This is a genomic window from Phenylobacterium sp. Root700, from assembly GCF_001429025.1.
In the GTDB taxonomy this organism is placed as follows: domain Bacteria; phylum Pseudomonadota; class Alphaproteobacteria; order Caulobacterales; family Caulobacteraceae; genus Phenylobacterium.
In genome coordinates, this window is record NZ_LMHT01000007.1 from 268,523 (window position 1) to 293,322 (window position 24,800).

18 protein-coding genes are annotated in these 24,800 nt (G+C 66.9%); 14 read left to right on the forward strand and 4 right to left on the reverse strand.

Annotated features, from left to right (window positions below):
• Positions 1 to 39: 39 nt before the first annotated feature.
• Together ASE02_RS03600 and ASE02_RS03605 are read left to right on the forward strand one after the other, a co-directional pair.
• Positions 40 to 330 (forward strand): hypothetical protein, encoded by a 291-nt coding sequence (locus tag ASE02_RS03600; protein ID WP_056731207.1) that lies wholly within the window; start codon positions 40 to 42, stop codon positions 328 to 330.
• Positions 327 to 1,559 (forward strand): alpha/beta fold hydrolase, encoded by a 1,233-nt coding sequence (locus tag ASE02_RS03605; RefSeq protein ID WP_056731209.1) that lies wholly within the window; start codon positions 327 to 329, stop codon positions 1,557 to 1,559. The genes ASE02_RS03600 and ASE02_RS03605 overlap by 4 nt, the downstream gene beginning before the upstream one ends.
• Here the strand turns inward: ASE02_RS03605 and ASE02_RS03610 are convergent.
• Together ASE02_RS03610 and ASE02_RS03615 are read right to left on the reverse strand one after the other, a co-directional pair.
• Complete coding sequence (locus tag ASE02_RS03610) at positions 1,548 to 2,444, reverse strand: MBL fold metallo-hydrolase (RefSeq protein WP_056731211.1); 897 nt, start codon at positions 2,442 to 2,444, stop codon at positions 1,548 to 1,550. The genes ASE02_RS03605 and ASE02_RS03610 overlap by 12 nt on opposite strands.
• Positions 2,445 to 2,668: 224 nt before the next feature.
• Positions 2,669 to 3,079 carry a TIGR01244 family sulfur transferase gene (locus tag ASE02_RS03615; protein WP_056731212.1) on the reverse strand — a complete coding sequence of 137 codons (411 nt, stop codon included), beginning with the start codon at positions 3,077 to 3,079 and terminating at the stop codon, positions 2,669 to 2,671.
• 110 nt (positions 3,080 to 3,189) lie between these two features.
• On the opposite strand from ASE02_RS03615, the gene oppB reads away from it, so the two are divergent.
• Entirely contained in the window at positions 3,190 to 4,113 is a 924-nt protein-coding gene (gene oppB, locus ASE02_RS03620; protein ID WP_056731281.1) for an oligopeptide ABC transporter permease OppB, read from the forward strand.
• Positions 4,110 to 5,018 carry an ABC transporter permease gene (locus ASE02_RS03625; protein WP_200957605.1) on the forward strand — a complete coding sequence of 303 codons (909 nt, stop codon included), beginning with the start codon at positions 4,110 to 4,112 and terminating at the stop codon, positions 5,016 to 5,018. The genes oppB and ASE02_RS03625 overlap by 4 nt, the downstream gene beginning before the upstream one ends.
• Before the next feature lie 4 nt (positions 5,019 to 5,022).
• On the opposite strand, the gene ASE02_RS03630 is transcribed toward ASE02_RS03625, so the two are convergent.
• Positions 5,023 to 5,568: a hypothetical protein gene (locus tag ASE02_RS03630; protein ID WP_056731216.1), complete on the reverse strand. Its 546-nt coding sequence runs from the start codon at positions 5,566 to 5,568 to the stop codon at positions 5,023 to 5,025.
• 18 nt (positions 5,569 to 5,586) lie between these two features.
• On the opposite strand from ASE02_RS03630, the gene ASE02_RS03635 reads away from it, so the two are divergent.
• The 3 genes from ASE02_RS03635 (at position 5,587) to ASE02_RS03645 (ending at position 11,613) form a co-directional block, all read left to right on the forward strand.
• Positions 5,587 to 7,254 (forward strand): peptide ABC transporter substrate-binding protein, encoded by a 1,668-nt coding sequence (locus ASE02_RS03635; RefSeq protein WP_162257132.1) that lies wholly within the window; start codon positions 5,587 to 5,589, stop codon positions 7,252 to 7,254.
• A 273-nt stretch (positions 7,255 to 7,527) separates the two neighbouring features.
• A complete protein-coding gene (locus ASE02_RS03640) occupies positions 7,528 to 10,464 on the forward strand; it encodes a TonB-dependent receptor domain-containing protein (RefSeq protein ID WP_162257133.1) in 2,937 nt (978 codons plus the stop codon).
• 141 nt (positions 10,465 to 10,605) lie between these two features.
• Positions 10,606 to 11,613, forward strand: coding sequence for an aspartyl protease family protein (locus tag ASE02_RS03645; protein ID WP_056731222.1), 1,008 nt, complete (start codon positions 10,606 to 10,608; stop codon positions 11,611 to 11,613).
• A 2-nt stretch (positions 11,614 to 11,615) separates the two neighbouring features.
• On the opposite strand, the gene sppA is transcribed toward ASE02_RS03645, so the two are convergent.
• On the reverse strand, positions 11,616 to 13,391 hold the full coding sequence (gene sppA, locus ASE02_RS03650; RefSeq protein WP_056731225.1) for a signal peptide peptidase SppA: 1,776 nt from the start codon (positions 13,389 to 13,391) through the stop codon (positions 11,616 to 11,618).
• A gap of 260 nt (positions 13,392 to 13,651) precedes the next feature.
• Here sppA and ASE02_RS03655 point away from each other — a divergent pair, with 260 nt between their 5' ends.
• The 7 genes from ASE02_RS03655 to ASE02_RS03685 all read left to right on the forward strand — a co-directional run bounded on the left by ASE02_RS03655 (position 13,652) and on the right by ASE02_RS03685 (position 24,741).
• On the forward strand, positions 13,652 to 15,433 hold the full coding sequence (locus tag ASE02_RS03655) for an amidohydrolase family protein (RefSeq protein WP_235536602.1): 1,782 nt from the start codon (positions 13,652 to 13,654) through the stop codon (positions 15,431 to 15,433).
• Between the two features lie 136 nt (positions 15,434 to 15,569).
• Positions 15,570 to 18,308, forward strand: a complete 2,739-nt coding sequence (locus tag ASE02_RS03660) for a M14 metallopeptidase family protein (RefSeq protein WP_056731228.1) — start codon at positions 15,570 to 15,572, stop codon at positions 18,306 to 18,308.
• Positions 18,309 to 18,475: 167 nt separating this feature from the next.
• Positions 18,476 to 21,520, forward strand: a complete 3,045-nt coding sequence (locus ASE02_RS03665; protein ID WP_056731230.1) for a TonB-dependent siderophore receptor — start codon at positions 18,476 to 18,478, stop codon at positions 21,518 to 21,520.
• A gap of 129 nt (positions 21,521 to 21,649) precedes the next feature.
• A complete protein-coding gene (gene ggt, locus ASE02_RS03670; protein WP_082601855.1) occupies positions 21,650 to 23,419 on the forward strand; it encodes a gamma-glutamyltransferase in 1,770 nt (589 codons plus the stop codon).
• A 141-nt stretch (positions 23,420 to 23,560) separates the two neighbouring features.
• Positions 23,561 to 23,785 carry a hypothetical protein gene (locus ASE02_RS03675; RefSeq protein WP_056731232.1) on the forward strand — a complete coding sequence of 75 codons (225 nt, stop codon included), beginning with the start codon at positions 23,561 to 23,563 and terminating at the stop codon, positions 23,783 to 23,785.
• Positions 23,786 to 23,791: 6 nt separating this feature from the next.
• Positions 23,792 to 24,142 carry a MarR family winged helix-turn-helix transcriptional regulator gene (locus ASE02_RS03680; RefSeq protein WP_056731234.1) on the forward strand — a complete coding sequence of 117 codons (351 nt, stop codon included), beginning with the start codon at positions 23,792 to 23,794 and terminating at the stop codon, positions 24,140 to 24,142.
• A 134-nt stretch (positions 24,143 to 24,276) separates the two neighbouring features.
• The gene (locus ASE02_RS03685) at positions 24,277 to 24,741 is read left to right on the forward strand and encodes an Lrp/AsnC family transcriptional regulator (protein ID WP_056731236.1); all 465 of its coding nucleotides are present in this window, start codon (positions 24,277 to 24,279) and stop codon (positions 24,739 to 24,741) included.
• Positions 24,742 to 24,800: the final 59 nt, after the last annotated feature.

The window sequence follows — 24,800 nt, forward strand, 5'->3', positions numbered from 1 at the left end:
CTGCACGCCGCGACGCTGATCGCGCTGGCCCCGACGGTCATGGTGGTCGTGGGGTGGGCGGGGGCGAAGTCTGGCCTGCTGAGCCCGGAGTTCGGGCTGAGCAGGATGGCCTATGAGTGGGCCCCGCATGTCGCACTGGGCAGCGTGGCGGCCGGTGTCTTCGGGGTGATCGTCGCCATGCTCGCCGGCTTCCAGCGCTTTTGGCTGCGGGCGTTGCTGGTGCTGACCATCACCACCCTGACCCTGCTGGCCTATGTCTGGGATCGGCAGGCTCCGGCCTCGGCGGCGCCCGCACCCACCGTTCCAGCCATGGTCTCGACCGCTCCATGATGCTTCGCCACCTGCTGACCGGCGTCACCGGCGCCGTCATCGCCTGGTCTTCGGCCCTGGCCCAGCCCCTGCAGGGCTTCGACGCGGGGGCGAACGTGCCGCCCGCCTTCGCGGTGACGTCGTTTTACGACGCCTCGCCGAAGCTCGCCCGCGCCAAGCCGGGCGACATCCTGAAGGCCGAGCCGGTGGCCGCGCCGTCCGGCGCGCGCGCCTGGCGGGTGATGTACGCCTCGCGGACCTGGGACGACCAGCCTGTGGCCGCGACAGGGCTGATCATCGCCTCCACGGCCAAGACGACCCGGCCGCGCCCGGTGCTGGTCTGGGCGCATGGGACGACCGGTGGAGCGCGGGGCTGCGCGCCGTCGCTGGCGCCCGATCCCGCCCGGAGTTTCCTCGAGCGCGGCGGCGCGGCCGGCTATCCCATCGACATCGGCACGCCCTATCTGACCGACCTGATGGCGCGCGGCTACGTGGTGGCGGCCCCCGACTATCAGGGCCTTGGCGGGCCGGGCGTGCACCAGTTCCTAGTCGGCGACACCGCGGCGCGCGGCGGCCTGGACGCCGCCCGCGCGGCAAGACATCTGCGCGGCGCGAAGGCCGGCGCGGACGTGGTGGTGCTGGGCTGGTCGCAGGGCGGGCAGGCGGCCCTGGCGGCCGGCGAAGTCGCATCGGCCTACGCCCCTGACCTGCGAGTGCGTGGGGTCGCCGCCTTGGCGCCTAGCGCGACCATCATGTCTCCGGTCGTGAACCAGCTGTTCCGGTCCGGCACGCCGCACGTCTACGAGATCATTCGGGGCTACGCCTCAGCCTATGGTCTGTCGACCGATCTGCTGTCCCAGCGCGGGCGGGATCTTGTCGAGGTCGCCGGGCAGGGCTGCATCCTGGAAGTCTTCAAGGAAGTCGGGCGCTCGAAGGAACCGGGCGTGATCGCCGACGTCACGAACGATCCCGCCTGGACGACGGCGTTGGAGCGGAACAACTCGGGGCTGCGTGTCTCGGCCGCGCCGGTGCTGGTCGTGCATGGATCGGCCGATGGGATCGTGCCGTTCGGCAGCACCGACCTCTACCAGGCGCGCGCCTGCGCGGTGGGGACCAAGCTGCAGATCGACCGCATCGAGGGCGGCGACCATCGCAGCATCATCCCCTCGGCCCGCGAGGGGATACTCCATTGGATGGAAATGCGGCTGCGCGGCGAGCCCGCGAAGACCAGCTGCCCGTCAGCCGGCTAGTCGGTAGTCGCTGTCGGGGCCGGGCGGGCCGTCGGTCTTCAGTACGCCGCGCCGTTCCAGGTCGATGATGTGGCCCAGAACCGAGCGTGCGGCGGCCGGCCATAGACGCTTGTCGACCTCGGCATAGAGCACCGGGACCATGTCCTTGATGCGCCCGTGGCCCTCGCTCACCGCCTTCAGCACCTGCGCCTCGCGGGCGCGGCGGTGGGCGATATAGGCGGTGATGAACGGTTCGACCTCCAAGACCGGCGGGCCGTGGGTCGGCCACAGGGTCGTGAAGTCGCGCGCCTTCACCAGCTCGAGGCTGGCCATGTAGTCGGTCATGTCGCCGTCGGGCGGCGAGACCACCGTGGTCGACCAGCCCATGATGTGGTCGCCGGAGAACAGCGCGTTCTCCTCGCGCAAGGCGAAACAGATGTGGTTGGAGGTGTGGCCCGGCGTGGCGATCGCCTCCAGCGTCCAGCCGGGACCTTCGAACACCGCGCCGCCGCCGCAGATATCGATGTCGGGACGGAAGGAGAGGTCGTGGCCGGCCTCGGTGATGATCACCGATTCCACCGCCTGGCCGCCGACCGCGCAGCCGTAGATCTTGGCGCCGGTCTTTTCCTGCAGGGGGCGGGCGAGGGGAGAGTGGTCGGAGTGGTGGTGGGTGACCAGGATATGGGTCACGCTCTCGCCCTCCAGCGCCGCCATCAGGGCGTCGAGGTGTTCGGGCAGGTCGGGGCCGGGATCGATCACCGCCACTTGGCCCTTGCCGACGATGTAGGTGCCGGTGCCCAGATAGGTGAAGGGGCCGGGGTTGTTGGCCACCACCCGCCGGATCAGCGGCGAGACCTGATCGCAGGCGCCGTAGTCGAACTTGATCTCGCGGACATAGGGGATCATCGAAATATCCTAAACGGCGCCTTAATTGCTCCGACCAACCTCGATCTGAAAATGAGGTCGGTTATGGCGACGGACGCGGCGATTTTTGTATCAAAACGGCTTCAGAGGGCGGTCTTCGCCTTACTGTGTCTCTTTGCGGCGCATCTGGTCCTGGCGGTCGCGAGCTGCGAGCCCGAGCAGGTGGCCATGGGCGCAGCCCGGATCCCGCTCGAGTTCAGCCAGCGCTAGCGCGGGAACGCCCCTGACAGGTCGTAGCCGGCCTGGGCGCCCAGATCGACGAGCTCCTGGGCGCTGCGCTCGTCGGCTTGGAACTGGCCCAGCGACCAGGTGACGATCGAGCGCGTGCCCGAGCGGCAGAAGGCCAGCACCGGACCCTCGGCGGCCTCGATCGCGCGATGATTGGCCTCGACCTGATCGGGCGTCGGTCCGCCGCGCACCGGAATGTGGACATAGGCGAGCCCGGCGGCCTTGGCCGCGGCCTCGATCTCGGCGCTGGACGGCTGGGTCGGGTCTTCACCGTCGGGGCGGTTGTTGATCACCATCTTGAAGCCCTGGGCCGCGGCGGCGGCGAGGTCGTCGGTCCCGATCTGGGGGGCGACGGAGAGCTGATCGGTGACGCGTCGAAAGTCAGTCATGTGAGTTACCGCAGGTTGGGAGGAGGACCCTTCGTTTGACATCATCGGGGGGCGATGAAAGTTTCGCAACGCCCGGCCGACAAATGGCCTTCACCTCGAGCCCCTCCCAAATGTTGCGTTTCATCGGCCGCCGCCTGCTCGTGGCCATACCGACGCTGTTCCTGGTCGTGACCGTCGCCTTCTTCATGATGCGCGCGGCGCCCGGCAGCCCCTTCGACATGGATCGCAAGCTCTCGCCCGAGATCGAGCGCAACGTGATGGCCAAGTACGGCATGGATAAGCCGCTGCATGAGCAATACTTCAACTATATCAAGGATGTGTCTCGTGGCGATTTCGGCCCGTCGCTGAAATACAAGGACAAGAGCGTCCTCCAGATCCTCAAGGAGAACTACAAGGTCAGCCTGACCCTAGGGCTGTCGGCGATCCTGATCGCCAGCATCGTTGGCGTCACGCTCGGCGTCCTGGCGGCGCTGCGGCAAAATCGGTTGATCGACTACGGCGTCATGGCGGTGGCGATTGTCGGGGTCTGTATTCCCACCTTCGTCACCGCGCCGCTGCTGGTGCTGCTGTTCGGCTCCAAGCTCCAGATCCTGCCGTCGGGCGGGTGGAACGGCGGTGCGCTGGCCAACCTGATCCTGCCGGTGGCGGTGCTGGCCCTGCCGCAGATCGCCATCATCTCGCGGCTGACACGGGCCGGCATGATCGAGGTGCTGCATTCAAACTATGTGCGCACCGCCCGGGCCAAGGGCCTGCCGGAGCACCGGATCGTCATCAAGCACGCCCTGCGCGCGGCCATCCTGCCGCTGGTCAGCTATCTGGGCCCGGCTTGCGCCGGGCTGCTGACCGGTTCGCTGGTGGTCGAGAAAATCTTCAATCTGCCGGGCCTGGGGAAATTCTTCGTCATCTCCGCCCTGCAGCGGGACTACACCGTTGTCATGGGCATGGTGATTTTCTACGCTGCTCTGATCCTTGTCCTGAACCTGATCGCCGATCTGCTCTATGCGGCGCTCGATCCCCGCGTGAGGCTGTCGTGATCGGTCCAATCCTGGCCCCCGGCTCGCGCGCCGGGGCGCAAGTCATGGAAAAGGCCGTCAAGGGCCGCAGTCTGTGGGACGACGCCCGGCGCCGGCTGTTCCGCAACTGGGCGGCGGTGAGCGGCATGCTGGTGCTGGCGGTCCTGGTGGCCGTCGCCCTGATCGGGCCGCACCTGGTTCCGTTCAGCTACGACCAGATCAACAAGAACGACGTGTGGGCGCCGCCGCTGACCGGCGGGCATCTGCTGGGCGCGGACTCGCTGGGCCGCGACCTGCTGGCCCGGCTGCTGATGGGGCTGCGCGTGTCGCTGGCGATCGGGCTGGTGGCGACCATGGTCTCGCTGGCCATCGGCATCGTCTGGGGCGCGGTCGCCGGCTATGTCGGCGGGGCGTTGGATGAGCTGATGATGCGCGTCGTCGACGTGCTCTATTCGCTGCCGTTCATCTTCTTCGTGATCCTGCTGATGGTGACCTTCGGGTCGAACATCATCCTGATCTTCATCGCCATCGGGGCGGTGGAGTGGTTGACCATGAGCCGGATCGTGCGCGGCCAGACGCTGGGCCTCAAGCACAAGGAATTCGTGGAGGCGGCGCGCGCCGCCGGCCTCAGCCAGGGCTCGATCATCGCCAAGCACATCGTGCCCAACCTGCTCGGGCCGGTGGTGGTCTATGTGACCCTGACCATTCCGGCGGTGATCCTGGCCGAGAGCTTCCTCAGCTTCCTGGGTCTGGGCGTGCAGCCGCCGATGGCCTCGCTCGGCACCCTGATCGCCGGCGGCGCCCAGGACATGGAGCTGGCGCCCTGGCTGCTGATCTTCCCGTCGCTGACCATGGTGGTGACGCTGATGAGCTTCAACTTCATCGGCGACGGCCTTCGGGACGCGATCGACCCGAAGGACCGCTGAGGCGCTACCGAAGGCGCTTGGCGCGAACGCCGGCCTGGCCGTCGGACCTGAGGAAGAAGCCGCCGACGCCGCCCCTGCGGATCTCGACCTTCGAGCCCGCCTTGGGCGTACGGCCCAGGGTCACGGCGTCGTAGAGCGACCAGACGGCGCCGCCCTCGAGCTCGAACACCCACTTGCCGTCGCCGCCGCGATAGGCGTTGGTCGCGACGGTCTCCAGGCGGTCGGCCTGTTCCGGCGTGGTGTCGGTGCGGTTGAAGATGTCCAGCGAGGGCATGGCGAAGCCGAAGGCCTGGCGGCGCGCGGCCTGGGCCTGTTCGCGGTCGACCACGACGATGTCGCCCTTCTGCTCGGCCGCGCCCAGCGAACCGACGGCGGCGTCGTAACAGGCCAGGCGCTCGGCGGCGTCGGTCTTGCCCTTGCAGTCCAGCACGTTCTGGAGGACCGCCGTGCGCCCCTCGATCTTGGGCTCGGCGGCGATGGCTCCGCTACTGGCGAAGACGCCCAACAGGACGAAGGCGCTCAGTTTTGAGCCGATGGAAAAATGTGTCATCCGTGACCCATGGTTTTGATGTCCCGTATTGATAGGGCGCTCCCGGCGCTGGGCAACATGTTCGTGCTGGGGCTCGCGGCGCTTTCGCTCGCCGCCTGCGCTCCCAAGGGGCCGTCGAGGCCGCCATGCCCTCCCGGCAAGGTCTGTATCCAGGCCGGCAATGTCGCCGAACCAGTCAGCCTCGATCCGCACAAGATCACCGGGGTCTGGGAAGATCGCATCGTCTCGAACCTGCTGGTCGGCCTGACCGAGGCCGATCCCGAAGGCAACGCGGTCCCCGGCATGGCCGAGCGATGGGAGACCACGCCCGACGGCCTGGTCTGGACCTTCTATCTGCGTGATGCCGATTGGTCGGACGGCGTGCCGGTCACAGCCGACGATTTCGTCTTCGCGCTGCGGCGTATCATGTCGCCGCAGACGGCGTCGGAGTACGCCTCGCTGCTCTATCTCATCAAGAACGCCCAGGCGGTGAGCGAGGGCAAGGCGCCGAAGGAGGCGCTGGGCGTTCGGGCGGTGTCGCCGAAGGTGCTGGAGATCACGCTCGAGCATCCGGCTCCCTACCTGCCGCAGCTGGCCAAGCACCAGACGATGTACCCGTTGCCCCGGCATGTGGTTGAGAGGCTGGGTGACAAGTGGGTGACGCCTGGCAACTACGTCTCCAACGGCCCCTATGTGGTGACCGACTGGAAGCTCGGCGACTATGTGAAGATCGTGAAGAACCCGCGGTTCTATGAAGCCGACAAGGTTTGCGTCGACGAGATCTACCTCTACCCCACCTCCGACGCGACCATGGCCGAGCGCCGGGTGTTACGCGGCGAGCTCGACATGAACGCCGACATCCAGTCGAACCGCATCGCCTTCCTGCGGGAGAAGACGCCGCAGTATGTGCGCACCCATACGTATCTTGGCGTCACCTATCTGGCCTTCAACTCGTCCGTTCCGGCGTTCAAGGACAAGCGTGTCCGTGTCGCCCTGGCCATGGCCATCGATCGCGACTTCATCACCCAGAAGCTGCTGCGGGGCGGGCAGAAGCCGGCCTACACCTTCGTGCCGCCCGGGGTGGCCAACTATGAGCCGGCCAAGCCGCCGGCCTGGGCCGCGTGGCCGCTTGAGAAGCGTCAGGCCGAGGCCAGGCGGTTGCTGGCCCAGGCCGGCTACGGCCCCGGCCGGCCGCTGAAGATCGAGATCAAGCACCGCAATACGCCCGACCCGATGCTGTTCATGCCGGCGATCCAGGCCGACTGGAAAGCCATCGGGGTCGACACCGCCCTGGCGCAGAACGAGGCTCAGATCGCCTATGCGGCGTTCCGTTCGCGCGATTTCCAGGTCGCCGACGCCGCCTGGATCGCCGACTACAACGATGCGATGAGCTTCCTCTACCTGCAGCAGTCGGCCACTGGCGCGCAAAATTATGGCGACTACCGCAATCCCGCCTATGACGCCTTGCTGGCCAAGGCTGACAACGAGCCCGACGCCAAGGTGCGTGCGGGCTACCTGGCGCAGGCTGAGCAGATGATGCTCGATGACGCCCCGGTTGCGCCTATCTACTTCTACGTGAACAAGAATCTCGTCGCCCCGAAGGTGACCGGCTTCGTCGATAACATCGTCGATCAGCACCGGGCGCGTTACTGGTGTGTTGCAGGTTCCCGTACCGCGCCGGCCGCCCCTGCGGCGCCAAAAGGGTAAATTCATGCGCGCAATGGGCTCCAGGGCACATTCTGTGACCAGAATGCGACAGGTTGGCGCCCTTCAGATTGCAGCGGTTTAATCTGCGTTGACCCCCAGGCTGTAAGCCTCGTAACTCCAACGTAACCGGGTTCGGAATTGAACCTGGGACCGAACCTTATGTGGGGAGCGGGTATCGCAGGTCGTTACGGCTTGGCGGACCGCTGGAGGATCTAGACCTTGAAAATGACTACGCAACGTGGACGCCTGATGGCGTCATCGATGATTTGCGGGATGGTCGTCTCTCTGGGCGCCGGGCATGCCCTGGCTCAAGAGGCCGAAGTCAGCGAAATCGTCGTCACCGGTTCGCGGATTCCGCAACCGAACCTGACCAGCGTCAGCCCCGTCCAGGTGGTGGGCGCGCAAGAAGTCACCCTCGGCGGCCGTCCGGTCACCGCTGACTTCCTGAACCAACTTCCGCAAGTTTCGCAGAGCGCCAGCGCCGGCCTCTCCAGCACCTCCAACCCGCTCTCCGGGCCGGGCGGCGTGGCCACCGTCGACCTTCGTGGTCTGGGCCAAACCCGCACGCTGGTCCTGATGGACGGCCGTCGCCTCGGCATCGGCGACCCGAACACCGGCAACCCGAACCCCGCGCCTGACCTCAACCAAATCCCCAGCCAGCTGATCGAACGCGTCGACGTGCTGACCGGCGGCGCCTCGGCGACCTACGGTTCGGACGCCATCGCCGGCGTCGTGAACTTCATCATGAAGCGCGACTTCGAAGGCCTGCAGGTCGACGCCCAATTCGGCGTCTATCAGCACGAGCAGCACAACGAATTCGTGCAGAGCCTGTTTGGCCCGCGCCAAGTCAAGGGGCCGAAGGACAGCGCCTGGGACGGCAAGTCCCGTGACCTGAGCATCGTCTGGGGCGCCAATTCGTCGGACGGTCGCGGCAACGTCACCGCCTTCTTCACCTACCACGACCAGGATCCTGTCGCTCAAGGCAAGCGCGACTACTCGGCCTGTCAGATCAACGCCGCCAACGCCGGCGGTATCGCCAGCTGCGCCGGTTCGCCGAACTCGAACCAGTGGTTCCGCGCCGATGGCACGGGTGGGCAATTCGCCGTCGTCGGCAACCAATTCGCGCCGTACAGCGGAAGCGCGGTCACCACCCCGCCGCCGCTCTTCAACTCGAACGAATACGCGTACTTGATGCAGCAGAGCACCCGCTACACCGCGGGCTTCTTCGCCAAGTACGACGTGAACGATCACGTCAAGCTGTACTCCGATTTCTCGTTCATGAACGATCGGACCAACGTCACGATCGCGCCGACCGGCCTGTTCCAAGGCAGCGGCCCGTCGCCGAGCAGCGGCTTCCTGGTCAACTGCAACAACCCGTTCATGAGCGCGCAACAGCAGGGCGCCATCGGTTGTACGCCGGGCATGGTCACCGCTGGTGAAAGCGTCGACATGTACATCGGTCGCCGCAACGTCGAAGGCGGTGGTCGGAACCAGTTCTACGAACACACGAACTACCGTGTTGTTCTGGGCACCCGCGGCGACATCGTTGGCCCCTGGTCGTATGACCTCTATGGTTCGTACTACTACACCAGCCTGTACCAAGCCTCGCAGAACTACCTCGCCATCTCGAAGATCCAGAACGCGCTGCAGGTGGTCCAGGGGGCCAACGGTCCTGAGTGCATCTCGGGCGCCGGCTGCGTGCCCTACAACATCTTCAAGGACGGCGGCGTCACCCCGGAAGCCCTGGCCTATCTCGACGTGACCGGCACCTCGCGCGGTGCGGTCAGCCAGCGGATCGTCGAAGGTTCGATCACCGGCGACCTCAGCGAATACGGCATCAAGTCGCCGTGGGCGAATGACGGCGTGGGCGTCAACTTCGGCTTCCAGAACCGTCGTGAGAACCTGGAATACGCGCCTGACACGGCCCTGCTCAGCGGCGACCTCTCCGGCGCCGGCGGCGCTTCGGTCTCCATCGACAAGAGCATCAGCGTGACCGAAGGCTTCGCCGAAGCCCGTATCCCGGTGATCCAGGACATGACGTTCGCTCGCGACGTCGTGATCGATGTCGGCTACCGCTACTCGGACTACTCGACGGGTATCAAGGCCGACACCTACAAGGGCGCCATTCAGTGGGCTCCGACCGACGACATCCGCTTCCGCGCCTCCTATCAGCGCGCGATCCGGGCTCCGAACCTGCTGGAACTCTACACGCCGCAATCGGTCACCAACACCAGCGAGGTGGGTGAAGACCCCTGCGCCCAGGGTGTCGCCAATCGTCCCAGCTTCGCGCAATGCGCGAACACCGGCGTCACTCAAGCTCAGTACAACAACGTCACCATTCCGCAGTGCCCGTCGGGCCAGTGCGCGGTGCTGACGGGTGGTAACCCGAACCTGGAGGCTGAAAAGGCCAAGACGATCGCCGTGGGCTTCACCCTCACGCCGACGTTCCTGGCCGGCCTGACCGCCAGCGTCGACTACTACACCATCGACCTGAAGGGCACGATCGGCAACATCCCGCTGGGCGTGATCCTGGAGCGCTGCCTGCAGACCGGCGAAGCCGACTTCTGCAGCCAGATCCGACGCAACGCCTCCAACGGTTCGCTGTTCGGCGACGACGTCGCCTCGGCCGGCTACTTCAACGGCGCCAACGTCAACGTCGGTGCGGACAAGCTGTCGGGCGTCGACTTCCAGGCCAACTACAACCTGCCCCTGGACGCCATGGGCTGGGATCGTTTCGGCCAGGTCTCGGTGTCCTTCAACGGCGCCTACCTGATCGAGAAGACCACCGTCTCGCTGCCGGGCGACCCGAAGTATGACTGCGCGGGTCTCTACGGTCCGCAATGCGATGGCATCAGCCCCCGCTGGCGTTCGTCCGCCCGCGTGAACTGGACCACGCCGTGGGATGTGACGTTCTCGGCTGCTTGGCGCTATATCGGCGAAGTCAAGCTGGAGCGTGACACCAACGAGCCGTCCATCGGCACCGGTGGGAACGATCTGTTCAACCACATGCTGCCGTCGCGCACCTACGTCGACCTGGCCGGCATCTGGAACATCAACGACACCTTCACGATGCGCGCGGGTGTGAACAACGTGCTGGACCAAGACCCGCCGTTGATCTCGCGCTTCATCGGCACGGGCCTGCCGAACACCTACCCGACCTACGATCTGCTGGGTCGCAAGCTGTTCGTCGGCTTCACGGCTAACTTCTAAGACGCATCCCCTCAAAGGGAGGCGAAGGGCGGCGGAGCAATCCGCCGCCCTTTTTCTTTGGCGAACGCCGGTCTATCCAGGGTGGGGAGGATGCGCCGCTTGGAGTCCAGATTATTCAGCCGCCGCAGCGCGGGACTGGGAATGACAGCCGCCGCCCTTGCGGGCTGCGCCTCGCGCGAGCCGGCCGTTCTCGTCAATTTCGCTGAGCTGGCGCCGCCCCCGGCCGCTGGCGCACCGGCCGCTCCGGACGCCGGCGCCGATCTCGCCACCGCGGCGGACCTCGCCGGCCGGGTCACCGCGCCGGTCTGGATCAATGGTCAGGGGCCGTTCGATTTCGTCGTGGACACCGGCGCCAACCGGACGGTGATCACCACGGCGCTGGCCACTCAGCTGGGGTTGCCGGATGCGGGCTCGGCCCAGATCCACGGCGTCGCCGGGATCGAGCCGGCCGGGACGGCGATCATCGACACGCTGCGGGTGGGGGACGTGGTCACTCGGAAGATACGTGCGCCGACCCTCAGCCGTGGGCGTCTGGGCGCCGATGGCCTGCTCGGCGTCGATGTCCTGCGCAACCGGCGCGTCACGATCGACTTCCAGCATAATCAATTCAGAATCACCGCCTCGCGGGGCGATGCGGGGGTGCTGCCGGTGATGGGGCAGGCGGCGTCGAGGGTCGAGCCGCAGGAGCATGCAGGCCGTCAGATCGTGGTGCCCGCGCGCTATCGCTTTGGCCAACTCATCATCATCGGCGCCGATGTCGCCGGTCGGCCCGTGACCGCCTTCATGGACTCAGGGTCCCAGAGCACCGTGGGCAACCACGCTCTGCGTCGGCTGGTCCTGGGCACTGAGCCAGACCCCAAGAAGCCCCGCTATCTGGTGCCGGTGCTCAGCGCGACCGGCCAGACGTCCCAGGGGGAGCTGGCGGTCATGCCGCTGCTGAAGATCGGCGGGCTCAGCATCGCGGGTCTGACCACGGTGTTCGCCGATCTGCACGTCTTCGACATCTGGGACCTGAAGACCAAGCCCAGCCTGCTCATGGGGATCGACGCCATGCGGCAGTTCGAGTCCGTGACTCTCGACTATGGTCGACGCCAGGTCATCTTCGTGCTGCCGTCAGGCAGTCCGCGCCGAGTACGCCCTCCGAGCTAGCCCTACTTCACCGGGGTCGGCGCCAGCACCATGGCCCCGCCGCTGCGCAGCCGTTCCTGGGCCATTTCGTCCAGCATGCCCTTGGCGCGCGGGTCGCCCATGATCCAAGCCGCCGCTGCGAGGGTCCGGACCGAGGTGGCCGAGACGCCCAGCGCGCTTTCCAGCGCCTCGAACGGCGAGGTCTGGGTGGTCATGCGCTTGAGGCGAACCTCGCCCTTCAGGCCGGCCAGGGCCTTGGCCTTGTCGACCGCCTGATAGAAGCCGCCGACCTCGTCGACCAGGCCGATTTCGCGGGCCTGGGCGCCGGTCCAGACGCGGCCCTTAGCGATCTCGCGCACCCGTTCGGGCGGCAGGTTGCGACCCTCGGCCACGCGGGAGATGAAGTTGTCGTAGATGCGGTCCATCCAGCCGGAGAAGGCGGCGCGCTGGGCCTGGTTCATCTCGCCGCCCATGCCGAAGGCGCCGGCATAGTCGCCGCCGACCCCGATCTGGCGCACGTCGACGCCGAAGCGTTCCAGGGCCGGGCCGAGCGCGAACTTGCCGCCGAACACCCCGATTGAACCGGTGAGGGTGGAGGGCTGGGCGACGATGGCCGAAGCCTCGCTCGACACCCAGTACCCGCCCGAGGCCGCATAGGCGCCCATCGAGACCACGACCGGCTTCTTGGCCGCCTTGGCGGCGCGCACGGCGGCCAAGATCTGTTCGGAGGCGGTGTCGGAGCCGCCGGGGGAGGAGACGCGGAAGACGATGGCCTTCACGTCCTTGTCCTCGATGGCGTCGTAGAGCGCCTTGGAGATGTCGTCGGAATACATCGACGATGAGGACGAGAACGGGTTGGAGGTGCCGTCATGGCCGGTGACGATGGCGCCTTCGCCCTCGACCACGGCGATGGCCGGGCCGGGCGAGTGAACCCGATCGCGGCTGGCGCGCATGTACTTTTCGAAGCCGATCAGTTCGGCGCCCTTGCCGGCCTTGGCCAGGGCCGCGGTCTCGGCCTCCTTCACCTGGCCGACCTTGTCGATCAGGTGCAGCTTGAGGGCGTCCTCAGCCAGATAGGGGCCGGCCTCCAGGTTGGTGCGCAGCAGTTGCGGGGTCTGCTTGCGGTCGGTGGCGGCGTTGGCCAGGGCAGTGCTGTAGACCGATCCCATCCACGACAGCTGGGCTTCCCGGTGGGCCGGGGTGTAGTCGCTGTAGAGGTAGGGATTGACCGCGTTCTTATACTCGTAGCGCTGCTCGTAATCGGCCTTCACGCCGTACTTGTCGAAGGCGCGCTTGAGGAAGACGTCCTCGCTCGACAGGCCCACGGCCTGGAACGATGCGCCGGGCTGCATCCAGAGTTCGTCGGCCGAAGCCCCCAGCATGTAGGTCGAGGTCACCACGCCGGAGGGGTAGAGCCCTTGGCTGTGGGCGATCACCGGCTTGCCGGCGGCGCGGAATTTCTTGAGGGCCAGCCGGATCTCGTCGGCGGCGGCCGGGGCCATGCCGCCCTCGGGCAGCCGGACCAGCACGGCCTTGACCTTTCCATCCTTGCCCGCCCGGTCGAGGGTCTCGATCACCGACATCACCGACATCGAGCGGCGGCCGATCGAGGCGAACGGATTGACCGGGTCCTGGTCGGTAAGCGGGTCGCGCAGGTCGAGCTGCAACACCGCGTTGGACGGGGTCGGCGCGGGCTTGGCGGCTCCGGCGGCCATGACGATCAGCAGGAACGGCACGCCGATCAGGAAGAGCACCAAGCCCGCAAAGACGCCGGCCGTGGTGATGAGGAATTGCTTCATGGAGGAGTTCGCCAGGAGGAAAGTGCGCCGCCCAAGCTACATGGGCCTGCGTTTCGTTCAAATGAAGACGCGGCAATTGTCGCACGAGGGCTGTCGTTGGTCGTTTGTGGCGGCGTGAAGTCAGGGCGAGGCAAATTCTTCCACGCGAACGCCGTTAGGCTTGGCCTTCTCTCCCTTTCGCGCAGTATGCAGCAGGCTGCGAGGGGGCAGGACGCCCTCCAGCGCAGTCGGAAGCAAGAGTATCGGGGGTTGCCTTGAGCGTGGTGAGAGACGGTTGGCGCGTGGCCGGGGCCCTGGCGGCCGGCGGGATTCTGACGGTCGCGGGCGCGGCCCATGCCGAAGGTCCGGCGGTGGCGATCATCGGCGCGACGGTGTTCGATGCGACCGGCGCGGCGCCGCACCTGGCCAATGTGCTGATCAAGGACGGCCGCATCGCCGATGTCGGGCCGAACGTGAAGGCGCCGCGCGGCGCGGTCGTCATCAGCGCCAAGGGCAAGGCCCTGCTGCCGGGCTTCTTCGACGTCCACACCCACTGGACCCCGGGCGGAAAGCCGAACATCTCGCCGGAGATCGCGAACGCCTACATCGCCGCGGGCGTCACCACTGTGAACGATTTCCACCAGCAGCCGGAGTCCTTCGCCCCGCGCCGCCAGTGGATCGGGACCCTGGCCTCGCCGCATGTGAACTTCGTTGCGCGGATGAGCACGCCGGGCGGCCATGGCGCCGACTGGGCCGACACCGCCACCACCAAGTGGGTGAACACGCCTCAGGCCGCGCGGGTCGAGGTCAAGGCGCTGGTTCCCTACAAGCCCGACTTCATCAAGGCCTTCACCGACGGCTGGCGCTATGGCGCATCAGCCGACAACACCAGCATGGACGAGGGCACGCTGAGCGCCCTGGTCGACGAGGCGCACCGTAACGGGATCAAGGTGCTGACCCATACGGTGACGGTCGAGCGCGGCCAGATCGCCGCCCGCGCCAAGGTCGACATCATCGCCCACAGCCTGCAGGACCGCGAGCTCGACAGGGCGACCATCGACCTGATCAAGGCGGCGGGCACGGCCTATGCGCCGACCCTGGCGGTCTACGATCCGGCCAAGGGCGAGGGGGCGGCCACCAACCCCGAAGCCAGGAAGCGCAGCGAGATCAAGTTCGGCTACGCGCTGCACAACACCAAGGCGCTGCACGACGCGGGCGTGATCGTTGCGCTCGGCACCGACGCCGGCATGCCCGGCACCCCGCACGGCGTCTCGACGCTGCGCGAGATGGAACTTCTGGTCCAGGCCGGCCTGACCCCCAGCGAGGCGCTGATCGCCGGCACCGCAAACAGCGCCAAGGCGCTGGGCGAACTGGATGACCGTGGCACCATCGAGAAGGGCAAGCGCGCCGACCTGGTCCTGGTGTCCGGCGCGCCCTGGACCAACATCGCCGACGTTCGCAAGACCGACCGGGTCTTCGTCGACGGCAAGCTGGTGCACGGCCCCGGCGTGAAGCTGCCGGCCGCCAACAGCCAAAAGGCCATGCCGCCGGTGAAGGTCCAGGCCCTGATCGACGATTTCGAAGGCGCCAAGGAACGCACGGCCCTCGACACCCTGCGCCTCAACGACACCGACGGCGGCATCGACCGTACGGTCCAGGTGGCCCAGGTGATCCCGCGCACGGCCAGCGACCACGTGCTCAGCCTCGATGCGCGGATGTCGACCAAGGACGATCCCAACGCCGGGGTCATCTTCCCCCTGACCCGTGGTTCAGTGCAGCCGGTCGATGCGCGCCCCTTCAAGGGCGTGCGGTTCGACGTGCGGGGCGACGGCGCCTATGAGCTGGGCGTCAACACCCTGAGCGGTCGCTGGGCCTCCGAGGTCCAAGGGGGCGCCGAATGGCGCACGGTCGAGGTTCCCTTCAGCGCCCTGAAGGCCGCCGCTGGCTGGGGCGGGGCTCGCGGCCCGTGGACTGGCGATGACCTGCTGGAGGTCTCTATCGACGGCGCTCGGCCCGCGGGTCAGAAGCTGTGGGTCGAGATCGACAACGTGACCTTCTACTGAGGTCGGCCCGGCGGCCCGGTTCTCTAGGCGAGGGCCGGGCCGCGGCCAGCTGGAAAATCGCGGCCGGGATGTGGGTTTCCAATCGCCCTGCGTCTGGGTTTCATAAGGTGACGGTTGTGCGCCGTGAGGGGGTCCCATGTACTTTTCCAGATCGCTGAAGAACGCCGCCGCCGTCGTGGCGATCACCATCGCGCTGGGCGCCCCGGCGCTGGCCGCGCCGAGTGGGATCACCTCGCCGAAGGAGGCCTTCGGTCATGACATCGGCGACGACTACTTCCTCGCCAACTACACCCAGCTGGAAGCCTATTTCAAAACCCTCGCCGGGCAGTCCGACCGCATGAAGCTGGTCGACATCGGCCCGACCGAGGAGGGTCGCCGCGAATACATGGCCATCGTCTCCTCGCCGGCCAATCTCGCCAAGCTGGACCGCTATCGCGAGATCGCTCGCAAGCTGGCCAAGGCTGAAGGCGTCAGCGAGGAAGAGGCCAAGGCCCTGGCCGCCGAAGGCAAGGCGGTGATCTGGATCGACGGCGGGCTGCACGCCACCGAGGTCGTTCCGCCCCAGGCGCTGATCGCCGCCCTGCACGACATGCTGACCAAGGACGACGCCGAGACGCGCCGTATCCTGGACGACGTCATCATCCTGTTCGGTCAGGTGAACCCTGACGGCCAGGAGCTGGTCTCCAACTGGTACATGCGTAACGCCGACCCGGCGAAGCGTGAGTTTGGCAGCCTGCCGCGCCTGTACCAGAAGTATATCGGCCACGATAACAATCGTGACTACTACATGTCGGCGATGAAGGAGACCACGAACGTCAACCGGATCTTCTTCCGGGAGTGGTATCCGCAGGTGGTCTATAATCACCACCAGACCGGACCTGCCGGAACCGTGGTGTTCATGCCGCCGTTCCGCGACCCCTTCAACTACAACTACGACCCGCTGGTGATGGCGACCTTGAGCGAGGTCGGCTCGGCCATGCACAGCCGGCTGATCAGCGAGGGCAAGGTCGGCTCGACCATGCGCAGCGGCGCGACCTACTCGACCTGGAACAACGGGATGGAGCGCTCCATCACCTATTTCCACAACACCGTGGGCCTGCTGACCGAGATCATCGGCCATCCGACGCCGATGCAGATCCCGCTGATCCCGAAAAACCAGATCGCCCGCAACGACCTGCCCGCGCCGATCGCGCCGCAGGAGTGGAAGTTCCGCCAGTCGATCGATTACTCGATGTCGATCAACCGCGCGGTCCTCGACTACGCCTCGCGTAACCGCGAGCGCCTGCTGATGAACATCTGGCGGATGGGGAACAACTCCATCGAGCGCGGCCGCGAAGACAGCTGGACCGTGACGCCCAAGCGTATCGAAGCGCTGGAAGCCGCCGCCAAGGGCAAGCCGCTGGTGGGAACCGGTCGCGACGCCGGCATCGATCCTGGCCTCTACGCCAAGGTGCTGCACGACCCGGCGCTGCGCGACGCACGTGGCTACATCATCCCCGCCGACCAGGCTGATCTGCCGACGGCGGTGAAGTTCCTGAACGCGCTGATCAAGACCGGCGTCGACGTTCAGCGCGCCGACAAGGCCTTCAAGGTTGCGGGCAAGTCCTATCCGGCCGGCTCCTACGTGGTGCGCGCCGACCAGGCCTATCGCCCGCATGTGCTGGACATGTTCGAGCCGCAGGATCACCCGCACGACTTCGCCTATCCGGGCGGCCCGCCGATCGCGCCCTACGACTCCACCGGCTACACGCTCGCCATGCAGATGGGCGTGAAGTTCGATCGCGTCCTCGACGCTTTTGACGGTCCGTTCCAGCCGGTCGCCGACGTGATGGCGCCGGCGCCAGGCAAGATCGTCGGGTCCGGCAAGGCTGGCTATCTCGTCAGCCACGAGGCCAATGACAGCTTCATCCTCTCCAACCGCCTGCTGAAGGCGGGGCAGGGGGTCTATTGGGTGAAGGCCGCGACCAAGGCTGTCGGCAAGACTTTCGCGCCGGGCGCCCTCTGGGTTCCGGCCACGCCGGCCAACCGCGCGATCCTCGAAAAGGCCACCGCCGAGTTGGGCGTCGACGCCTACGCCCTGGCCAAGGCGCCGGCCGGCGAGACCCTGAAGCTGAAGCCCGTGCGGGTCGGCCTCGTCGACAAGTACGGCGGCGTCATGACCTCGGGCTGGACCCGCTGGCTGATGGAGCAGTTCGAGTTCGACTATCAGGTCGTCTATCCGCAACGCCTCGACGCCGGCGACCTGGCCAAGGACTTCGACGTCCTGGTCTTCACCAACGGCGTGCTGCCGTCGGAAGGCGGCGAGGGCTTCGGCGGACGTCAGCCCAAGGCCGACGACATCCCGGCCGAATTCCGCGGCTGGCTGGGCGAGGTCACCGAGCAGAAGACCGCGCCGCAGATCGCGGCCTTCCTGCAAGGCGGCGGATCGGTGGTCGCCATCGGGCCGTCGACCCGGCTGGCCAAGCTGGTCGGCGCGCCGGTGGTCGACGCCTTGCAGGGCGCCGACGGCAAGCCGCTGCCGCGCAACAGCTTCTACATTCCTGGCTCGCTGCTCGAGGTGAGCGTGGACAACACCCAGCCCCTGGCGTTCGGCGCGCCCAAGTCGATGAACGTCTTCTTCGACCGCAGCCCGGCCTTCGCGGCGGGAGCGGGCGCGCGGGCGGCCTGGTATCCCCAGGGCGACGTGCTGCGCAGCGGCTGGGCCGTGGGGCAGGATAAGTTGGTCGGGACCGGCGCCGTGCTCGACCTCGATGTCGGCAAGGGCAAGCTGTTCCTGATGGGGCCGGAGGTCGCGCAGCGCGCGCAATCTCACGCCTCCTTCAAGTTCTTGTTCAATGGGCTCCAGTACGGTCCGGCGATCACGGCAGGACGGTGACCGTGATGCCACAGACGGTGTTATATATGCCCTAATCTCGACACTCGTAGGTGACGTGGCGGCAAGGATGTTGTGTTTGTCGCGACAATTGGCGACTCCCGCGCTTTTAGCTGCGGGAGCGCAAAATACACCTATGAGTGGAAGGGTATTTCTCTATGAATTCTCGCATGTCTTTGCGTAGCGTCGTGCTAGCGACATCCGCGCTTTGCGCCATTTCCTGGGCGGGCGCGGCGTCGGCGCAGTCGACCACCGATGACACCGTCGAGGAAATCGTCGTCGTCGGCTCGCAGATCGAAGGCTCGAAGGTCACGGCGGCGCTCCCCGTCACCGTGGTCGACCAAGCCCAGCTCGACAACGTCGCGGCCACCTCGGGCGACGACCTGTTCCGCTCCATCCCGCAGATGGGCGATGTGAGCTTCAACTCGAGCTACCTGCCGAACTCCAGCAACAGCGCCCGTGGCGACGTCGGTTCGGTGAACCTGCGCAACCTCGGCGTCGGCAACACCCTGGTCCTGCTGAACGGCCGCCGCGTCGTGGCTCACCCGACCAGCCGCGCCGATGAAAACCTGGTGCCGGTGCTGACCTACAACACCAACGCCATCCCGGTCAGCGGCATCAAGCGCCTGGAAGTCCTGCGCGACGGCGCCGCGGCGCTCTACGGCTCGGACGCCGTGGCCGGCGTGGTCAACACCGTGCTGCGGGACGATTACGACGGGCTGACTGTCGACGCCCAGTACGGCTCGGCCGAAGGCACGAACCTGCGTGAAGGCGAGTTCTCGATCCAAGCTGGTCGGAACTTCAACGAAGGCCGTGGCAATGTCACCCTGTTCGCCAACTACACCAACCGCTCGGCGCTGAAGGCGTGGGACCAGGACTTCACGTCCTCGCTCAACAAGACCCCGCTGTTCGCCGGCACCGACTACGCCGGCAACGTGACGCTGGACGACCGCGTGACCGCCACCCCGTGGGGCAGCCTGACCTCGCTGCCGTCGTTCGGCACGATCCGTCAGAACGGCGTCGCCCTGACCACCAGCGGCGGCCTCTTCCACATCCAGCCGACGACCAACGGGGCTTGCGCCACCGCCCTGCCGAACGGCCTCTGCCTGGCGACTGGCGCGGCGGCGACCGGCGCGACGGGCGCCGACCGCAATCTGCGCTTCGACAGCGCCGGCACCTTCAATCCGTCGGTCATGCCCGAGCTGGAACGCGTCAACCTGTTCCTGACCGGCAAGTACGACCTGACCGACGACCTCCGGGCCTTCGGTGAAATCGGCTACTACACCGCCACGACCCACGCCGTTCAGACCTCGACGACCAACCTGAGCGGCCTGCCGATCGCGATCGCGGCCACCAACTACTACAACCCCTTCGGCGCAGCGGTGCTGAACGGCCAGGCCAACCCGAACCGTCTGCCCGGCCTGAATATTCCGGCCGCCGGTCTGGCGGTGACCATGAACGCCTACAACTTCACCGATGTCGGCCCGACCCGGGTCGACGTCGAGAACCAACAGTGGCGCCTGCTGGGCGGCCTGAAGGGCGAGAAGTTCGGCTTCAAGTGGGAAAGCGCGCTGCTCTATTCGAAGGCGCAGGTCGAGGACACTTCGGACGGCATCAGCGCGACCCTGCTGCAGCGGCAGATGGCCCTGTCGACGCCGGACGCCTACAACCCCTTCAACGGTGGCACCCTGAGCAATCCGAGCATCGGCGACGGCGCCCCGAGCTCGCAGGCCGCGATCGACGCGATCCGCGTCAAGACGGTCCGCAAGAACACCAGCTCGCTGGCCCTGGCCGACTTCAAGGTTTCGAAGGTCGACCTGTTCTCGGTTCCCGGCGGCGACGTCGGCTTCGCGGCCGGTGTCGAATATCGTCGTGAGACCCAGAAGGACGACCGTGACGCCCGTCTCGACGGGACGATCAAGTTCACGAACTCCTCCACGGGCGTGACCTACGAAAACGACCTGATCGGTTCCAGCGCTTCGCCGGACACCAAGGGCGCGCGTAACGTCACCTCGGCCTATATCGAATTCGCCATCCCGGTCGTCTCGCCGGACATGGAAATTCCCTTCGTCTACAACTTCGAAGCTCAGCTCGCCGGTCGCTATGAAAGCTTCAGCGACGTGGGCGACGTGGCCAAGCCGAAGGTGGCCCTGGCCTGGGACGTCATCGACGGCCTGCGCTTCCGTGGCTCCTGGGCTCAAGGCTTCAAGGCTCCGAACCTGGAGCAGGTGAACGCCACCCTGGTCACCCGGTCCAACAACCGTCGCGACTGGTACCGTTGCGAGGCCGACCGTCGCGCCGGCCGTATCGCCAGCCTGCAGGCCTGCGCCCAGCCTTCGACCCTGGAGCGTCGTTCGGGCAACGCCGAGCTGAAGCCCGAAGAGTCGGAAACCTGGGGCATGGGCGTGGTCTATGAGCCGCGCTTCATCCCGGACGACTTCGGCCGCTTCACCTTCACCGTCGACTACTGGCGCGTGAAGCAAGAGGGCATCGTCGGCCTGTACGGCGGCGCCAACGCCATCACCACCGACTACCTGGCGCGCCTGAACGGCTCGTCGTTCGGCAACGTGGTTCGCGCCGCGCCGACCGCCGACGACATCGCCGCCTTCCAGGGCACGGGCCTGGCTCCCGTGGGCCAGATCCTCTACATCACCGACCAGTACCAGAACCTGCTGCCGCAAGAGGCGCGTGGCCTGGACATCGGCGTGATCTGGAACCTGCGCGGCACGCAGTACGGTGACTTCAGCGTCAACTTCAACGCCGCTCACCTGATGAAGTTCTACCGTTCGCCGTCCCCGGCGGTGGCTGAGCTGATCGCCGCGCAGGCGGCGGGCAAGATCGACCCGTCGATCTTCATCGGCGGCGGCGGCGACCTGATCCGTCAGGGCGGCCGTCCCGAGTGGAAGTGGTCGGCCTCGGCCACCTGGTCCTACGATCAATGGACTGTCGGCGCCTTCACCCAGTACATCGGTGACGTCGAAGATACGCAGCTGCTCGACGCCCAAGGCGACGCCTGGGTGGTCGACTCGCAGATGACGGCCAACCTCTACGGCCAGTACGAGTTTACCGAAGGCCTGGCGGCCAACACCCGCCTGCGCGTCGGCGTGCGCAACCTGACCGACGAGAAGCCGCCCTTGGCTTCGGACGGTTATCTGGGCGAGCTCTACCAGCCCTACAGCCGCTACTGGTACGTCAGCGTCCGCAAGTCCTTCTAAGGACCTGCATCCGGCCGGCCCCAGCGGGGCCGGCCGGTTCGCGGCGGGAGCGTCGACTTCGGCGCGTCGCTCCCAAGCCGCCTCTGCGACCACCCTCGCCGTTCGACACGATCGCCAGGAGGGCAGGGCATGAACCTACGCCGCACATCGAATTCCCTGGGCCGTCTGGCCCTCGTCTCCGCCCTGGTCGTGGGACTGCAAGCGCCGCTGGCCCCGGCCGCCTTCGCCCAGGAGGCCGTGTCGCCCGCACGCGGCGTCGCCACCGGCGGCGACCTGGTCGGCTACAATTCCATCCATCATCCCGCGATCGGCCGTGACGGCATGGTCGTGGCTCAGAGCAAGATCGCCGCGCGCATCGGCGCCGAGATCCTGCGCAAGGGCGGCAACGCGGTGGACGCCGCCGTGGCGGTCGGCATCGCCGAGACCATGACCCTGCCGCGCGCCGGCAACATCGGCGGCGGCGGCTACATGCTGGTCTATGACGCCGCCACCAAGAAGACGGTCGCCATCGAGTACTACGGCCAGGCGCCGAACGCCGTGACGCCGGAGCTGTTGCTGGGCGATGACGGCAAGCTGTCGGAAGCCAAGGTCATGTCCTTCAAGGGCGTGACGATCCCGGGAACCGTCGCCGGGCTCTACGAGGCTCACAAGCGCTTCGGCAAGCTGCCCTGGAAGCAATTGATCCAGCCGACCATCGACCTGGCCGCCAAGGGCATGGTCATGACCGACGACGAGGCGATCACCCTGACTGAGCGCCGCACGGCGCTGGGCAAGGATCCGGGCGCGCTGAAGGCGTTCTACAAGGCCGACGGTTCGACCTACGGACCTGGAGAGGTGTTCAGGAACCGCGATCTGGTCTGGACGCTGAAGCAGATCCAGGCGCGGGGCGCCGACGGCTTCTATCGCGGCCCGGTCGCCGAGCGGCTGGTGGCCGGCGTCCAGGCCGGCGGCGGGGTGATGACCCTCGAGGACCTGGCCGGCTACCGCGCCAATGTGCTGGAGCCGATCTGGTCGGACTATCGCGGCCTGAAGATCGCCTACATGCCGCCGACCTCGGCCGCCTCAAGCGTCGCCGAGGTGATGAACATCCTCGAGCAGTTTCCGATGCAGTCCTACGGCTGGGGCGGCGTGCAGAGCATGCACGTCCTGTCCGAGGCCCTGAAGATCGGCACGGTCGATCGCCGCTACTCCGGCGGCGGCCCGCAGTGGAAGACCCCGGCCGCCGGCCTGGCCAGCAAGGCCTTCGCCAAGGAGCGCGCCAAGCTGATCTCGATGGACCGGTCGCTCGACGCCGCCAGCCTGCCGCCGCTCGATCCGCATCCCTATGAGAGCCCCGACACCACCCACTATTCGGTGGCCGACAAGTTCGGCAACGTGGTGACCAACACCTACACGCTCTCCTCGTCGTACGGCGCGCATGTGGTCGCGCCCGGCACCGGCTTCCTGCTGAACAACTCCCTGGCCAATTTCGACTGGGGCGGCCGCGCGCAGAGCCTGGGCAACAAGCCCGAGCCCGGCAAGCGGGCGCAGTCGACGATCTCGCCGATCCTGGTGTTCAAGGACGACAAGCCGTGGCTGGCCACCGGCACGCCCGGCGGCGGCACCATCGTCTCGACCATGGTCCAGGTGCTGGTCAATGTGATCGACTACGGCCTGAACATCTCCGAGGCCGTGCAGCGCCCGCGCATCTCCCAGGGCGGTCCCGACGCGCCGATCCAGCTGGAGGAATCGATCCCCGAGGATCTGGTCGCCGGGCTGAAGGCCAAGGGGCATGCGGTTCAGCGCTCCCAGATCATCGGCAGCACCCAGTCGATCATGATCGGGCCGGACGGCGTCTTCTACGGCGCGGCTGACACGCGCCGTCCTGACGCCGAGGCCGTGGGCGTGCGAGTCTTCTAGTCAGCCGACGTCTCGTCTCGCCGCCTCCTGGCCCGTAAGAACGCGGCGAGGCGGCGAGCGGCGCCCCCTGAACGCCCCCGATGTGCATGCCGCGCGGTCTACGCTTAGCAACCGCCGAACAATCACCTTGGAGCGTTGTGCATGAAGCTGTGGGGCCAGATTTCCGTCGAGCTTGACGTCGGAGACTATGTCGAGGCCGCCGACCATCAGAAGCGGCTGGAGGACATCCTGGCGCAGGTGCAGGCGATCTATCCGGCCGCGACGCTAGCCATGCGCGAGCGCCGCCAGCGTCGCCCGACCCCGGCGGTGCGGGCGTTGCCGCCCAATGCCGGAACCGGGCGCTTGAACGTCTATTCGGAGTCCTGATCGCTCATGCGCCCAAAGGACACCTTGCTAGAGGCCCTGGCGCTGTTTCGCGGGCTCAACGCCTCGATCACCGTCAATGAGATCATCAGCTTCCTCTACACCTGCGAGAACGAGGGGCTGAGCGTGCAGGAGCTGGCCTTCGTCGCGAAGATGACCGAGCCGACCGCTTCGCGCAGCATTCGCTCCTTCGGGCCGCAAGGGGCCGAGTGGGCGCGGGCGCCGGCCTGTGGCCTGGTGGAGGCGTTCATCAATCCGCAGGACGGGCGCAGCCGGGTCCTGCATCTGACCGCGGCGGGCAGGGAGGTGCGCCAGCGCCTGGACGAGATCATCAGGAAGGGTGTCGGCGTCGCCGCCTGATTTCATCGCGGAAATCGGATTGTTGGCCGCGCCCGCCGACAATTGGACGCGCGCGCGTCGCGGTTCGTCGCGAAATCGATGACGCGCGCCACCGGGCGCCGCCATCGTCCGCGCGTATCTCGAAGGGGGCGTGGATGGAGCTGCAACTCGACCGACTGGACATGCGCATCCTGTCGGCGCTTCAGGAATCCAACCAGACCAGCGCCCAGGAACTGGCCGACCGGGTGCCGCTGTCGGCCTCGGCGATCCAGCGGCGGATCCGGTCCTATCGTCATAGCGGGGTGATCACCGCCGACGTTTCGGTGCTCAATCCGAAGGTGAGCGGCGAGCACATCTCGGTGGTCCTGCTGATCCAACTCGCCCAGCAGGGACCGGTGAGCGCCGCCGACGTTCGCGGCCGGCTGGGCCGCTCGCCGCAGGTTCAGGTGATCATGGAGATCGCCGGGGCCTACGATCTGATGTGCATCGCCATGTTCGAGAGCATGGAGAGCTTCAACGCCTTCGCCGACGCGCAGATCGCCGGTCACCCGTCCGTCGGGCGTTACGAGGCGATCTTCGTCCGTCGCCGCGTGAAATTTGGAACCACGATCCCGCTCTAGGTGGAATCGACATTCAGCGCATCCAGATGAGTGTGGCGGCGAGGTGGATGAAGCCTAGG

Excerpts from the sequence above, each read along its gene's own strand:
- ASE02_RS03600 (WP_056731207.1), top strand. The coding sequence starts at position 40 with ATGGTGGTCGTGGGGTGGGCGGGGGCGAAGTCTGGCCTGCTGAGCCCG.
- ASE02_RS03605 (WP_056731209.1), top strand. The coding sequence starts at position 327 with ATGATGCTTCGCCACCTGCTGACCGGCGTCACCGGCGCCGTCATCGCC.
- ASE02_RS03610 (WP_056731211.1), bottom strand. The coding sequence starts at position 2,444 with ATGATCCCCTATGTCCGCGAGATCAAGTTCGACTACGGCGCCTGCGAT.
- ASE02_RS03615 (WP_056731212.1), bottom strand. The coding sequence starts at position 3,079 with ATGACTGACTTTCGACGCGTCACCGATCAGCTCTCCGTCGCCCCCCAG.
- oppB (WP_056731281.1), top strand. The coding sequence starts at position 3,190 with ATGTTGCGTTTCATCGGCCGCCGCCTGCTCGTGGCCATACCGACGCTG.
- ASE02_RS03630 (WP_056731216.1), bottom strand. The coding sequence starts at position 5,568 with ATGACACATTTTTCCATCGGCTCAAAACTGAGCGCCTTCGTCCTGTTG.
- ASE02_RS03635 (WP_162257132.1), top strand. The coding sequence starts at position 5,587 with ATGTCCCGTATTGATAGGGCGCTCCCGGCGCTGGGCAACATGTTCGTG.
- ASE02_RS03640 (WP_162257133.1), top strand. The coding sequence starts at position 7,528 with ATGGTCGTCTCTCTGGGCGCCGGGCATGCCCTGGCTCAAGAGGCCGAA.
- ASE02_RS03645 (WP_056731222.1), top strand. The coding sequence starts at position 10,606 with ATGACAGCCGCCGCCCTTGCGGGCTGCGCCTCGCGCGAGCCGGCCGTT.
- sppA (WP_056731225.1), bottom strand. The coding sequence starts at position 13,391 with ATGAAGCAATTCCTCATCACCACGGCCGGCGTCTTTGCGGGCTTGGTG.
- ASE02_RS03660 (WP_056731228.1), top strand. The coding sequence starts at position 15,570 with ATGTACTTTTCCAGATCGCTGAAGAACGCCGCCGCCGTCGTGGCGATC.
- ASE02_RS03665 (WP_056731230.1), top strand. The coding sequence starts at position 18,476 with ATGTCTTTGCGTAGCGTCGTGCTAGCGACATCCGCGCTTTGCGCCATT.
- ggt (WP_082601855.1), top strand. The coding sequence starts at position 21,650 with ATGAACCTACGCCGCACATCGAATTCCCTGGGCCGTCTGGCCCTCGTC.
- ASE02_RS03675 (WP_056731232.1), top strand. The coding sequence starts at position 23,561 with ATGAAGCTGTGGGGCCAGATTTCCGTCGAGCTTGACGTCGGAGACTAT.
- ASE02_RS03680 (WP_056731234.1), top strand. The coding sequence starts at position 23,792 with ATGCGCCCAAAGGACACCTTGCTAGAGGCCCTGGCGCTGTTTCGCGGG.
- ASE02_RS03685 (WP_056731236.1), top strand. The coding sequence starts at position 24,277 with ATGGAGCTGCAACTCGACCGACTGGACATGCGCATCCTGTCGGCGCTT.